This is a genomic window from Candidatus Leptofilum sp., from assembly GCF_965223285.1.
Taxonomy (GTDB): domain Bacteria; phylum Chloroflexota; class Anaerolineae; order Promineifilales; family Promineifilaceae; genus Leptofilum.
In genome coordinates this window covers 4,492,733-4,505,562 of the sequence record NZ_OZ244997.1, presented here as the reverse complement: position 1 = coordinate 4,505,562, position 12,830 = coordinate 4,492,733, and the positions used below count along the sequence as shown (strand labels likewise).

Annotated in this window: 14 protein-coding genes; 13 read left to right on the top strand and 1 reads right to left on the bottom strand. The window is 54.2% G+C overall.

Annotation, left to right across the window (positions count from 1 at the left end; genetic code table 11):
- Nucleotides 1-109 precede the first annotated feature (109 nt).
- The gene (locus tag ACOQPU_RS20200) at nucleotides 110-1,330 is read right to left on the bottom strand and encodes a CaiB/BaiF CoA transferase family protein (RefSeq protein WP_420641645.1); all 1,221 of its coding nucleotides are present in this window, start codon (nucleotides 1,328-1,330) and stop codon (nucleotides 110-112) included.
- 236 nt (nucleotides 1,331-1,566) lie between these two features.
- Here ACOQPU_RS20200 and ACOQPU_RS20195 point away from each other — a divergent pair, with 236 nt between their 5' ends.
- The 13 genes from ACOQPU_RS20195 (at nucleotide 1,567) to ACOQPU_RS20135 (ending at nucleotide 12,787) form a co-directional block, all read left to right on the top strand.
- Nucleotides 1,567-2,442 (top strand): FAD binding domain-containing protein, encoded by an 876-nt coding sequence (locus ACOQPU_RS20195; protein ID WP_420641644.1) that lies wholly within the window; start codon nucleotides 1,567-1,569, stop codon nucleotides 2,440-2,442.
- 78 nt (nucleotides 2,443-2,520) lie between these two features.
- Nucleotides 2,521-2,994, top strand: coding sequence for a (2Fe-2S)-binding protein (locus tag ACOQPU_RS20190; protein ID WP_420641643.1), 474 nt, complete (start codon nucleotides 2,521-2,523; stop codon nucleotides 2,992-2,994).
- Nucleotides 2,991-4,298, top strand: coding sequence for an amidase (locus ACOQPU_RS20185; RefSeq protein ID WP_420641642.1), 1,308 nt, complete (start codon nucleotides 2,991-2,993; stop codon nucleotides 4,296-4,298). The genes ACOQPU_RS20190 and ACOQPU_RS20185 overlap by 4 nt, the downstream gene beginning before the upstream one ends.
- Nucleotides 4,299-4,425: 127 nt before the next feature.
- Nucleotides 4,426-5,040, top strand: a complete 615-nt coding sequence (locus ACOQPU_RS20180) for an SGNH/GDSL hydrolase family protein (RefSeq protein ID WP_420645855.1) — start codon at nucleotides 4,426-4,428, stop codon at nucleotides 5,038-5,040.
- Nucleotides 5,041-5,099: 59 nt separating this feature from the next.
- A complete protein-coding gene (locus tag ACOQPU_RS20175) occupies nucleotides 5,100-5,813 on the top strand; it encodes a glucose-1-phosphate thymidylyltransferase (RefSeq protein WP_420641641.1) in 714 nt (237 codons plus the stop codon).
- 90 nt (nucleotides 5,814-5,903) lie between these two features.
- Entirely contained in the window at nucleotides 5,904-7,577 is a 1,674-nt protein-coding gene (gene fdrA, locus ACOQPU_RS20170) for an acyl-CoA synthetase FdrA (RefSeq protein WP_420641640.1), read from the top strand.
- Nucleotides 7,508-7,984 (top strand): FitA-like ribbon-helix-helix domain-containing protein, encoded by a 477-nt coding sequence (locus tag ACOQPU_RS20165; RefSeq protein ID WP_420641639.1) that lies wholly within the window; start codon nucleotides 7,508-7,510, stop codon nucleotides 7,982-7,984. The genes fdrA and ACOQPU_RS20165 overlap by 70 nt, the downstream gene beginning before the upstream one ends.
- Nucleotides 7,981-8,385 (top strand): type II toxin-antitoxin system VapC family toxin, encoded by a 405-nt coding sequence (locus ACOQPU_RS20160; protein ID WP_420641638.1) that lies wholly within the window; start codon nucleotides 7,981-7,983, stop codon nucleotides 8,383-8,385. The genes ACOQPU_RS20165 and ACOQPU_RS20160 overlap by 4 nt, the downstream gene beginning before the upstream one ends.
- Before the next feature lie 93 nt (nucleotides 8,386-8,478).
- The gene (locus ACOQPU_RS20155) at nucleotides 8,479-9,726 is read left to right on the top strand and encodes a DUF1116 domain-containing protein (RefSeq protein ID WP_420641637.1); all 1,248 of its coding nucleotides are present in this window, start codon (nucleotides 8,479-8,481) and stop codon (nucleotides 9,724-9,726) included.
- Complete coding sequence (locus ACOQPU_RS20150; RefSeq protein WP_420641636.1) at nucleotides 9,726-10,007, top strand: hypothetical protein; 282 nt, start codon at nucleotides 9,726-9,728, stop codon at nucleotides 10,005-10,007. The genes ACOQPU_RS20155 and ACOQPU_RS20150 overlap by 1 nt, the downstream gene beginning before the upstream one ends.
- Nucleotides 10,004-10,774, top strand: a complete 771-nt coding sequence (locus ACOQPU_RS20145) for a class I SAM-dependent methyltransferase (RefSeq protein ID WP_420641635.1) — start codon at nucleotides 10,004-10,006, stop codon at nucleotides 10,772-10,774. Before ACOQPU_RS20150 ends, ACOQPU_RS20145 begins: the two co-directional genes overlap by 4 nt.
- Before the next feature lie 21 nt (nucleotides 10,775-10,795).
- Nucleotides 10,796-11,086 carry a YciI-like protein gene (locus tag ACOQPU_RS20140; RefSeq protein WP_420641634.1) on the top strand — a complete coding sequence of 97 codons (291 nt, stop codon included), beginning with the start codon at nucleotides 10,796-10,798 and terminating at the stop codon, nucleotides 11,084-11,086.
- 36 nt (nucleotides 11,087-11,122) lie between these two features.
- Nucleotides 11,123-12,787 carry a cyclase family protein gene (locus ACOQPU_RS20135; protein WP_420641633.1) on the top strand — a complete coding sequence of 555 codons (1,665 nt, stop codon included), beginning with the start codon at nucleotides 11,123-11,125 and terminating at the stop codon, nucleotides 12,785-12,787.
- The last annotated feature ends 43 nt before the right edge of the window (nucleotides 12,788-12,830 follow it).

The following is a 12,830-nucleotide window of genomic DNA, read 5'->3' as shown; positions in this document are numbered from 1 at the left end:
TTATTTTCCTTCATTCAAAATGAGGAGTGAGCATCCTCAGACGCGAACGGGTTCAGCAAGGACGCGTATTTCGGCTACGCTCAACACAAGCCTGGGGATGCTTTCCCCTCTAGATGACGCCTTCATTTTTTAGTGTTTCAATTGTCCCTAAATTATACCCTAACAGCGACTGCAAAATCTCTGCTGTGTGCTGGCCGAGGGTGGGCGGCGGGTAACGGACGCTGGTGGGCGTGGTGGGGATTTTGAGCGGCGAATTAACCAGCGGCACGCTGCCAGCGGTGGGATGGGGCACGTCAATCCGGGTTTGACGCGCCTGCACCTGCTCATTGGCAAACACCTGGGCCATATTGTTGATCGGTGCGGAGGGAATGCCTACTTCATCGCATAAGGCCATCCAGTCGGCGGCATCGCGGCTGGTGAACAGGTCGTTGAGCATGGCAACGACGGTGCTGCGGTTAGCCAGCCGGGCGGTGTTGGTGGCAAAGCGTTCGTCGGTGATCCATTCGGGATGGGAAACGGCCGTACAAAACTTCCCCCACTGGTTATCATTGCCACAAGCAAAGGCAAACTGCTGGTCTCGCGCCTGAAACTCCTGGTAAGGCACAATGTTGGGATGCCCATTGCCAAATCGCCCCGGCAATTCGCCAGACACTAAATAGTTGCTGGCGACGTAAGACATCAGTGCCACCTGCGAATCGAGCAAAGCCATGTCGATATATTGCCCTTCGCCTGTGCGTTCACGGGCAAACAGCGCGGCCAAAATCGCGTTGCTGGCAAACATACCTGTGGCTAAATCAGCAATAGCGATGCCCGCCCGGTTCATCTCGCCATCGGCGGGGCCGGTGACACTCATGAAGCCCCCCATCGCCTGCACCATAAAGTCGTAGCCTGCGCGGTCTTTGTACGGGCCGTCGTTGCCGTAGCCGGTGATGGCAGAATAAATGAGGCCGGGGCGAATTTGTTGTAGCGTCTCATAATCCAGCCCCCACCGAGCCAGCGTGCCCGTGCGGAAATTTTCGACCAGCACGTCCCCCTGGCGGATTAGTCCCTTCAGAATGTCCATCCCCCGGTCTGTTTTGAGGTTAAGCGTGAGGCTGCGCTTGTTGCGGTTGGCGGAAAGGAAGTAAGCGGCTTCACCGCGCTCGCCATCGGGTGCCTCGGTGAAAGGTGGCCCCCAATGTCGGGTGTCGTCGCCGCGACCAGGTGCCTCAATTTTGATAACATCTGCGCCGAGATCGCCCAACATTTGGGTGCAGTAAGGGCCCGCTAGGACGCGGGTCAGGTCAATGATGCGAATGCCGTTTAGCAGGCCGGGTTTGTGGGTTTGCATGTGTACTCTCTCTTTTTTGTAATCAGTATGTCAGTATTCAGTAGGTCGGTATTCAGTTTTCGGAGTGGACACTGATTACTGATTCACTGATCACTGCTTACTGGCAGTTTGACAAGATACGGCCGTTCCAAGATAATATTTTTCCCTCTCAACAGTGTGTGAAAAAGGGTGCGCTGACCGTAAGGTAGATAATAAAAAGCCCCCCGATTTTACGCAAGCAAATAAGGATTTCTCGCATGAAACCTGCGCCTTTTGAATATGTAACACCGGATTCGCTGGACGGTGCGTTGGCGGCAATGCAGCAGCACGGTTTTGACGCCAAGCCGCTGGCAGGTGGCCAAAGTTTGGTGCCAGTGATGAACTTTCGCCTAGCGCAGCCGGGGGTGCTCATCGACCTAAATGGCGTGCCGGGATTAGATGGCATCTGGCAGGCCAGCAATGGCACACTCCATTTTGGCAGCATGGTGCGCCAAAGTCGGTTGGAACGAGACCCATTGGTGGCACAGCACCAGCCGCTGCTGGCTGAAGCCCTTCCGTACATCGCCCATCCCCAAATTCGGGCACGCGGCACGTTTGGCGGCAGCCTGGCCCATGCGGACCCTGCGGCTGAATTACCCGTGATTGCTATGGCGTTGAACGGCCGTGTTAAACTGCAATCTGCCTCAGGTGAACGGTGGGTGGCCGCCCGCGACTTTTTTACCAGCCTGTTTGCTACAGACCTCGGTGACGAGGAGCTCCTGGTGGAGATTGCGCTGCCGCCGCTGCCTGCCCACACCGGCACGGCGTTTACGGAAATGGCGCGGCGCCACGGCGATTATGCGCTCTCTGGCGTGGCGGCGGTTGTCACGGTAGACAGCAGCGGGGTTTGCACAGCGGCAAAGCTGGTTTACCTGAATGCTGGCGAGATACCGATGGTAGCTGAGAAGGCGGCGCAGATTTTGGTGGGGGAACTGCCGTCTGAGGAAATTTGGTTGGAAACGGCCGTGGCCGCCAGCCAAAACGAAATTGACCCACGCGGGGACATTCACGCTACTGCCGATTATAAACGCCACTTGGCTAAAGTGCTTACCGTCCGCGCCCTCAAGCAAGCGTTCGCACGGGCGAGCCAATAAACTTTCCGTAGCCGCAGATTCTTTCTGCGCTTTTTCGCGGTAAGAAACCGCGGCTATAACCAGAGGGAAGATGAAAGTATGAACATTGAGTTATCGATCAACGGAAAAACATACGAAAAAGAAGTCGAGCCGCGACTGCTGCTCAGTGATTTTTTGCGGCACGATTTGGGTTTAACGGGAACCCATGTCGGCTGTGAGCAGGGGGTTTGTGGGGCCTGCACCATCTTGTTCGATGGCGAACCGATTCGCGCCTGCCTAATGTTTGCCGTGCAGGCCAATGGACACGAACTCACGACGGTGGAGGGACTAGCTGAGAGCCAGACCGAGTTGCACCCCATTCAGGAAGCGTTTTGGGAAGCCCACGGCTTGCAGTGCGGCTTCTGCACACCAGGCTTTCTCATGACGTTGGTGCCATTTGTGGAAGCCAACCCCAACCCCACTGAGGCAGAAATTCGAGAGGCGATTTCGGGTAATTTGTGCCGCTGCACGGGGTACCAGCACATTGTTCAGGCGGTGCAAATTGCAGCCCAAAAAGTACACGGTGCGGCGTGAGTAAACGAATCAACCTTGATGCCTCACTAGCCGTTATTGCCAGTGAGTTGCGCAGTGGCAGCTGGCCGCTGCTCGATTATTTGGCCCTACTTGAGGAACGGTTTAATGAGCGGGAGCCAAATGTATTGTCATTCGTGCCGGAAGACGGCCGTTTCCACCGCCTCCAACAAGAAGCTCGGGAACTCCTCGCTAAATATCCAAATCCTGCAGAACGGCCGTCGCTCTTTGGCATTCCGCTCGGCGTGAAGGATATTTTTCAGGTGGATGGCTTCACTACACAAGCAGGTAGTCAACTGCCCACCGACATTTTGCAGGGTAGCGAAGCCCCCAGCGTAACCACACTGCGACAGGCAGGCGCACTTATCTTGGGCAAAACCGTCACTACCGAATTTGCCTACTTTGGCCCCGGCCCCACCCGTAATCCGTACAATCCCGCGCATACGCCCGGCGGCAGCAGCAGCGGATCGGCAGCGGCCGTCGGTGCTGGCATTGCCCCGCTTACTTTTGGCACACAGACAATTGGCTCTGTGAACCGCCCTGCCGCATTTTGCGGCACCGTTGGCTACAAACCGACCTACAATCGCATCGACAAATCTGGCGTATTGCCGCTGTCCGTTTCGCTGGATCATGTGGGCTGCTTCACCAATGATGTGGCGGGAATGGAGTTGGTCACGGGATTATTATGTCAACATTGGCAGCTTGTCGTTACTGAGAAAAAGCCAGTGCTGGGCATACCCGAAGGACATTATTTGCAGAAGGCCTCAGATGAAGGACGGAAACATTTTCGGCGACTTTGCCGACGGCTGCATGATGCTGGCTTTGTGGTGAAATCAGTCGAGGCAATGCCAGATTTTGACAAAATTTATGCGCGCCATAATCTCATTGTGGCGGCTGAGGCAGCGCGATTCCACGCTGACTGGTTTGCCAAACACGCCGAGAAATATCATCCCAAAACAGCCGAACTGATCCAGCGCGGCCAAAAGATAACCGATAACCAGCTCAAAAAAGCAGTTGCCGGACGCACCGAGCTGCGCGAAACGCTGATGCAGCTTATGGACAGGCACGGCCTCGATTTGTGGCTGTCGCCGTCAGCTCCAGGGGCGGCTCCGGTTGGACTCGACAGCACGGGCGACCCGGTGATGAATCTGCCCTGGACGCACAGCGGTTTGCCCACGCTGACGCTGCCCGCCGGAAAGAACAAAGACGGACTGCCGCTGGGTTTGCAATTGACTGGTCGCTGGTTTGGCGATGAGGCGATGCTGAGCTTTGCCAGCCAGATCGAGCCAATTTTGGCCGCGGATTAACGCGGATTTTCGCAGATTGCGATCACGAATTATTCGGACAGTTTTGTTTATGATCTTGGTGGTGGGCTGCCAAACGGAAATAGCTCCGCCAACAGCACATCCCACACTCACTATGATGCCAATTCCGATGGAACGACCGTTGCGCTATTTAGCACTTGGGGATTCCTATACCATTGGCGCAAGCGTGGTGGCAACGGAACGGTGGCCTGCGCAGCTCGTAGCCGCACTGCGTGAGCAGGGGATCAACATTGGCGAACCAGAAATCGTGGCCCAAACGGGCTGGACAACCAGCGAATTGGCCGAAGGCATTGCCCAAGCGCAGCCAAAAGGGCCGTACGATTTAGTTTCGCTGCTCATCGGCGTGAATAATCAATATCGAGGACTCAGTCAGGATGAATATCGAGAAGAGTTTGTGGAATTGTTGGAAACGGCCGTTGCCTTTGCCAAGAACAATCCCAACCGCGTTTTTGTCATTTCCATTCCAGACTGGGGCGTGATGCCTTTTGCCCAAAATCGCGATCGTACAGAAATCGCCGCAGCCATCGACGCTTTCAATGCCATAAACCGAGAAGAAACCGAACAGCACGGCCTCATTTACATTGACATAACGCAAATTTCGCGACAGGCAGTTACTGACAGTTCGCTGGTCGCGGAAGACACGCTGCACCCATCTGGCAAAATGTACCGCCTGTGGGTCAAACTCATTTTGCCAGAAGCAGAACGTTTACTTTTACAGGAATGATTTAGCGCAGAGCACGCGGAGTTTTCTCATTTCTCTCTGTGCCCTGTGGCAAAAAAAGCATGTTAAAACCAAACGATTTTTTTCATTTTGAAGATGATTTCACCGCTTCACTATTTGCGGGTTGCACCTACGTTTGGGCAGCAATTCCCAACATCAAGGAGCATGTGGCTCGACTGGTTGAAGAAAAGCAAACGGTTTTGGGCACGATAATGCCTGGTGCTTACCTATCTGACCGCCCCATTTTTATTGGCGAAGGTGCGGTGATTGAGCCAGGTGCCTATGTGCAAGGGCCAGCTTACATAGGGGCAGGGGCAACGGTGCGGCATGGGGCCTACGTGCGAGAAAATGTGATTTTGCTGCCCGGCAGCGGCCTGGGCCACGCTAGCGAGGCTAAAAATGCACTCTTTTTACCAGGTGCCCACGCACCCCACTTTAACTATGTAGGCGATTCTATTTTGGGACATCGTGTAAATTTAGGAGCAGGCACCAAGCTCAGTAATTTAGGGATTATGAGTGAGAAAGATGCGGTGACGGGGAAACGGCCGTCTATCCAACTCACCATTAATAGCCAAACCTACGACACAGGACTGGCCAAAATGGGGGCCATCCTGGGCGACGATGCCCAAACCGGCTGCAACGCCGTACTAAATCCCGGTACGCTCATCGGACCGCGCACGCTGATTTACGCCAATCTTAGTCTGCGGAAGGGGTATCATGCGGCCGATTCCATCATCAAATTCCGCCAAAACCCTCGCCGCGTTGATAGAAAATAAATCATCCGCAGATTACACAGATTTTCGCAGATTTTTGTTTTTAATCTGTGTAATCTGCGAAATCTGTGGCTAAAAATCTGGAGAAAAAAGATGACTGCGATGAAAAGTGAAGTGAGGCAAGGGGCTTACTATGATTCTGTGGTGCTGATGCAGCTACAAAAGGCATTGGCCGAGCTGCCGGGCGTGGCTGACGCGGGCGTGGTGATGGCGACAGAGGCCAACAAGGAACTGCTCGCCGCAGGCGATTTGTTGCCCGCCAATGTGGCCGCCAAGGCGGATGATTTGCTGATTGTGGTGAAAGGTGCGGATGATACGGCCGTTGCCGAAGCCATCGCCCAGGTAGATGAATTACTCACCCGCCGCAAAGCGTCTGGCAGCAGCGAATACCGCCCCCACAGTCTGGCCGCCGCCGCCAAACAGTTACCAGATGCCGACTGGGTGCTCATTTCCGTGCCGGGCCGCTACGCAGCAGGAGTGGCCGAAGAAGCATTGGATTTAGGCAAGCACGTCTTCCTCTACAGCGACAATGTACCATTGGCCGACGAGGTACGCCTAAAGCAAAAAGCGCAAAGCAAAGGGCTGCTACTCATGGGGCCAGATTGCGGCACGGCGATTATCAACGGCGTGGGGCTGGGCTTTGCCAACCGGGTGCGGCGCGGCCGTATTGGGCTGGTTGCCGCCTCCGGCACGGGCCTGCAGGCGGTCAGCAGCGAGGTGCATAATTTGGGCAGCGGACTCTCCCAAGCCATTGGTACTGGCGGGCGCGATTTGAAGGCAGAAGTCGGAGCAATTACTGCCATGCAGGCAGTTGAACTGCTGGGCAAAGACCCGGCGACGCGGGTAATTACGTTGGTTTCCAAGCCGCCGTCCCCCAAAGTTGCCACTCAGCTTTTGCAGGCAGCACAGGCTACCGGCAAGCAAATTGTAGTGAATTTCATTGGCTTCCCCCCACCGGGGCATAAAGTAGGCAACATTCATTTCGGTACCAGCTTGGTCGAAACGGCCGAACTTGCGGTTCACCTCGCTACCACCGTCGAAACCTCATTGCTGTCTCCCATGCGGCAGTCGGTGAGAGGGTATGTGTGCGGCCTTTTCTCTGGCGGTACGTTAGCTTATGAGATGGTGCTGGGGCTTACGGCCGTTCTCGACCAGCTTCACACCAATATCCCTATTCGGCCTGACCAAAAGCTGGACGATCTCACCCGCAGCCGGGGGCACACCATTTTGGACATGGGCGAGGATGAATTTACCCAGGGCCGCCTGCACCCGATGATGGACAACGATTTGCGCCTGCGTCGTCTGCGCCAGGAAACGGCCGATCCCGAGGTTGGCTTCATTTTGCTAGACGTGGTGCTGGGCGAGGGTGCCCATCCTAACCCGGCGGGGGAACTCAGTCCGGCCATTGCCGAGGCGGTGCAGGCGGGCAAAAAAGTGGTAGCCATCGTGGTGGGCACAGATGAAGACCCGCAGGATTTAATTGGGCAAATTGAGCAGTTGGCGGCGGCGGGAGCTACCGTGTTCTCTAGCACTAATGAGGCGGTCGATTACATCTTTAACCGACTGCCGGAACCGGAAAGCAGCGCACCGCCCGTCTCGCCTGCTGCCTTTGGCGGCACGCTGTCGGCCATTAACGTGGGCTTGGAATCGTTTTACGAAAGCATTCTGGGGCAGGGAGGAACGGCCGTGCAGGTTGAGTGGCGACCTCCGGCTGGCGGCAACGAAAAGCTGATGGCGATTTTAGCAAAAATGAAGCAAAAGGATTGACAAATATACCGCTTGGTGGCACAATGATTCCAAAACGGAACCATATTGGAGGAATTATGGCTACAATGACACTCAAAAATGTGCCTGAAAAATTACACGAAAAAATAAAGATGTCTGCGGCCGTTAACCGGCGCAGCATCAATCAAGAGGTAATTTTCTTGATTGAGCAAGCACTGGCTGCTAACGCAGCGGGAACCGAAGCAACGTTGGCCGAGGTACGTCTTTTGCGTGAAAAACTTGGCATCTATGTCACTGAAGAAGAAGTTACTAGAGCCAAAAATGAAGGGCGGTACCGCCCTACAAACGAAGAAATCATGGAGACTGCCAAAAGGCTACGTGAAAAAACTGCCCATTATCATCTCACAGATGAAGAGCTTAACGAATGGAAAAATGAGGGCAGACCGTGATTGTGGTCGATACCAACATCATCGTTTACTTTCATGTTGAAGGCGATCACACTAAGGAAGCCTGGCAGGTTTTTCAAAAAGACTCAGAATGGTATGCGCCCTTCCTTTGGCAGAGCGAATTTCGCAACACGATGTTTCGGTATTTACGCAGCAATTTACTGCTACAAACCGATGTACTGGAATTTGCGGAAGCTGCTGAAAAGATGATGATAGGCAATGAACTTCATCTTTTACCAAATGATATTTTTCCTTTCGCTGCCAGCAGCAGTTGCTCCGCTTATGATTGTGAGTTTGTGGCGCTAGCTAAAGAGTTAGGCGTGCCGCTGGTAACGGCCGACAAGCAGATATTGCGTGAGTTTCCAGAAACGGCCGTCTCGCCCCAACAATTTGTCAATGGCTAGCATACAAAGTAAGTAATCAAAGATTTCACAGATTATCCAGATTTTATCTCTGCGCCCTCCGCGTCCTCCGCGGTTAATTCAAGGAGAAAGCACATGATTGACATAGAAAAAGCAAACGAAACGGCCGTTTCCCGCATGATGGAGGCACGACCCATTCTAAAAACTGTTGCCGTCGCACGCGACGTGATCCCCGGAATGCGAGAGAACCTGCTGCTACACGCTGGGCCACCCATCACCTGGGAGCGTGCTTCCGGGCCAATGCGCGGCGCCATTGTGGGCGCACTCATCTTTGAAGGCAAAGCCACCGATTGGGCGAGTGCCGAAAAGCTCGTCACCAGCGGCCAAATTGATTTGGAACCGTGCCACGAACACAGCGCCGTGGGGCCAATGGCGGGCGTCACCTCCGCCTCGATGAAGGTGTATGTCATTGAAAACGTCACTCACGGCAACAAAACATACTCCAACCTCAACGAAGGGTACGGCAAAGTGCTGCGCTACGGGGCGTACAGCGAAGAAGTGCTAACCAAGCTGCACTGGATGAACGACACGCTCGGCACTATCCTGACCGAGGCGCTAGCAATGAGCGAGGACGGCATTGATATTCGCGCCCTGCTGGCCGAATCGCTGCACATGGGGGACGAGGGTCACAATCGCAACAAAGCTGGCTCGATTTTGTTCACTGCAAAATTAGCACCGCTGATTGCCAAGACCAGTGCCAGCGATGCAGATAAAGCCGAAGTGCTGCAATTTTTAGGCGACAATGCCCTCAGCGTCCTCAATCCTGTCATGGCGGCGTGCAAAGCGATGGCCGACGCGGGGCACGGCGTAGAAGGCAGCACCGTGATGACCGTGATGGCCCGCAACGGCACAGATTTGGGCATTCGCGTCAGTGGCCTGGGCGATCGCTGGTTTACTGGCCCGGTTGGCCAGCCAGACGGCCTCTACTTCTCTGGCTTCACCGCCGACGATGCCAGCGGCGACATTGGCGACAGCACCATCACAGAAACGGCTGGCATTGGTGCCTTTGCCATGGCGACGGCCCCGGCTATTGTCACTTTCATCAGCGGCACGCCGGAAATGGCGGTAGACACGACGATGCGGATGTACGAAATTACAGTTGGCGAACACAAAGCGTTTACTATTCCGGTGCTGGGCTTCCGGGGTACGCCGGTAGGCGTGGATATTCGCAAGGTGGTGGAGCTGGGCATACGGCCGCAAATCAACACCGGTATCGCCCACAAGGATGCAGGCGTGGGGCAAGTGGGCGCAGGGCTGGTTTTGCCCCCCGCCAACGTCTTTGAAGATGCGTTGATCGCCTACGCTGAGAAATATTTGTCGTAATGGGGCTTCTTCGCGGCAACGGGCTTGGTTTTTTGCTCTCGTTAGGTAGCGTTTTGCTGGCTGTGGTTGTTACGGCTCTATTTGATCTAGCAACCCCAACCGCCATTTTTTTGATCGGCGGTTTGATGATTGGACTTGATCTGATTGTACGCTGGCGCAGCAGCAAGACTTTTGGCTGGCGCAAGCTCATTTCTGGTCAGGCAGGTGGTCAATTTGTGTTTTTTCCCGTGTGGGGTGTGGGCATTTTGTTTTTAGCAATTGGCTTTTCGGAGCTAAGATGAAAGCAGAGGCACAGAATTTCGACAAGGGCTTTGCCCAATGGCAAGAGTATCAGCAGGCGCCCTGGGGCAAGCTGCGCTACCGGGTAGCGCAGGCTAATTTGCAGCCACATTTACCCCCACCTCCGGCACGCATTCTGGATTTAGGTGGTGGCAATGGGCTGGACTCCATTCCGCTGGTGAAGTTGGGGTATACGGCCGTTCTCCTCGACTTCTCTCAAGAAATGATTGCCCAAGGGCAAAAGCTGGCCGCACAAGAACAGGTCAGCGACAAAATCAGCTTTCAGGTTGGGGATGCCGCACAGTTTATGGTTCAGGAGAAATTTGACATAATCTTGTGCCATAATTTATTGCAATATGTGGAGGATGCAACGGCCGTCCTGCAAAAAATCCACCAAACGCTGCGTCCCGGCGGCATCTTCTCCCTCATGATCACCAATCCCCACACAGAAACGCTAGCCTACGCCCTGCGCGACTATGATTTGGCTGCGGCGCAAGAAAATCTGACCAAAAGCACCAAATACGTGGAGACGTTCAACGCCACTATCCAACGTTACACCGATGACGCGCTAAAAACCATGCTGCAAGAATGCGGCTTCATGCTGTTGGAACAATACGGCATCCGCTGCATTTGCGACTTCATAGCCGACAACGAACGCAAATTTGATCCAGATTTTTATGAGCACCTAGAGCAGTTGGAACTATCTGTCAGTGACAAATATCCTTACAAGTTGCTGGCTCGCTTCTACCAATTCATCTGCCAAAAATAGCGAAACTTCAAGGAGCATTGCATGAATTACTACGCCCTCATTTATCACCTAACCGATGATTATTTGGAGCGACGGGGCACTTATCGCGCCGAACATTTGCAGCTAGCGAAAGACGCTGAAGCGCAAGGCGACCTGGTGCTGGGTGGGGCATACAGCGACCCCGCGGATACGGCTTTGCTGGTGTGGCGGGTAGAAGACTCCTCAGTTATCGAAACCTTCGTTAACAGCGACCCCTACGTAAAAAATGGTCTTATTGCCCGCTGGGAAATACGGCCGTGGACCGTCGTCATCGGCACCGCCTACGAGAAATGAATTGCAAATACCCCCATCTATTTCCAGGAGAACAAAATGAGCGAAAAACAAACTATCAACTTACTCACAAACGCCAAATGGTACGACCTCACCCAATCTTTAAGCATTTTCACCCCGCCCTGGCCAGGAGAAATGCCGCTGCAAGTCCACTTTTTCAAGCGGGTCACCGGCTCGTGGGGTGGCGGGCAAGGGGCCAACGGTCAACTCATCGAGTGGAGCAATAACACCGGCACTCACCTCGTGGGGCCACGCGCCTTTCACTCCGGGGCCAAAGCCATCGCCGATATTACCCTGTCTGACCTGTGTGGCGAAGGAGTAGTTGTAGATATTTCTGATGCGGTGTCTGATTATTCGCTTTACACGCCAGAAATGATTACCGCGCGCGCGGAAGTGAAAGAAGGCGACATTCTCATCATCAACACCGGCTACCACAAGCACACCTTTGATCAGCCAGACACACCCAACCCCACCGCACAGGGGGGCATCGAGAACAAGGAGTTTGGCTACTACGTGCGCCATCCTGGGCCGTCGCCAGAATTTTTCCAATGGGCACTGGATATGAAGCTGAAGCTCATCGGCGTGGATTGCGGCAGCGCGGAGCATCCGATGAACACCAGCATTCGCTACCAGCACGCCCGCGAATTTGAAAAAGCAGAGGCCAAATTACAAGAAACGCACGGCAAAAGCTGGGATGAGTTGTTTCCGCCAGAGGAATACCACGAACTTTCCCACATCACCATCCCAAAATCGGGCATGTTGCTGGCAGAATCGCTAGGTGGGCAAATTGGCGAATTGAGCAACCAACGCGCCTGGATCATGGTGGGAGCCATTCCATTTATGGAAGTGGAGTCTGCCTGGGCACGGGTGGCGGCTCTACAAGCCCCAGACGGCATGAGCAGCGACGACTTTTTCGCTGCGATGCGCGAGACGACAATGCTGGACATGACGCTGCCGTTCAGCGTGCAAACGCCGCAGTGGGCCAACTACGAACCGTTGAGCGTGACCTACACTAAGCGAGTTGGTGGGCAATATTTTGGCCTGGGGCGCAACAATGCCCACTGCCGCGCCAGCTTCCACCTGGCCACGCATATGGATGGTGAAAAGCATTTCCACGCCGCTGGGCGCACCATTGGGCAGATGCCATTTGAAACCTGGTTTGGGCCGGGCGTCATTGTGGATATTTCGGACACGGTGAGCAATTCTAGCGTCTATACCCCAGCCATGATTGAAGAGCGGGTGGATATTCAGCAGGGCGACATTTTGATCATCAAGACGGGGTATTACAAATATGGCTGGAACAGCCCGGATTCTGATGAGTTTCGCTACATGATCAAGCATCCGGGGCCATCGCCAGACTTTGCTGATTGGTGCCTTCAGAAAGAAATCAAGTGGCTGGGGATAGATTGTGTGGCAATGGAGCATCCGATGAACACCATTCAGCGCATTTGGCATCCCAAAACGTTTGCCGAAGCGAACCAGAAGCTCATCGACCAGTATGGTAAGGATTGGGATGAGATGTATCCGCTGGATAAATATTACCAGGACATGCACCTGAATCTGTTTAATAAAGGCGTGGTTCATGCGGAGAATTTGGGTGGTGAGATTGCTGTGGCGGGAAACGGCCGTTACTTCATTGCCGCCTTCATCCAAAAAGGCATGGAACTGGCCTCCTGCTGGGGACGCTTCATCGCCTTCAAGTAGATTTTTAGCCGCGAATTACGCGAATTAACGCGGATTATTTTTT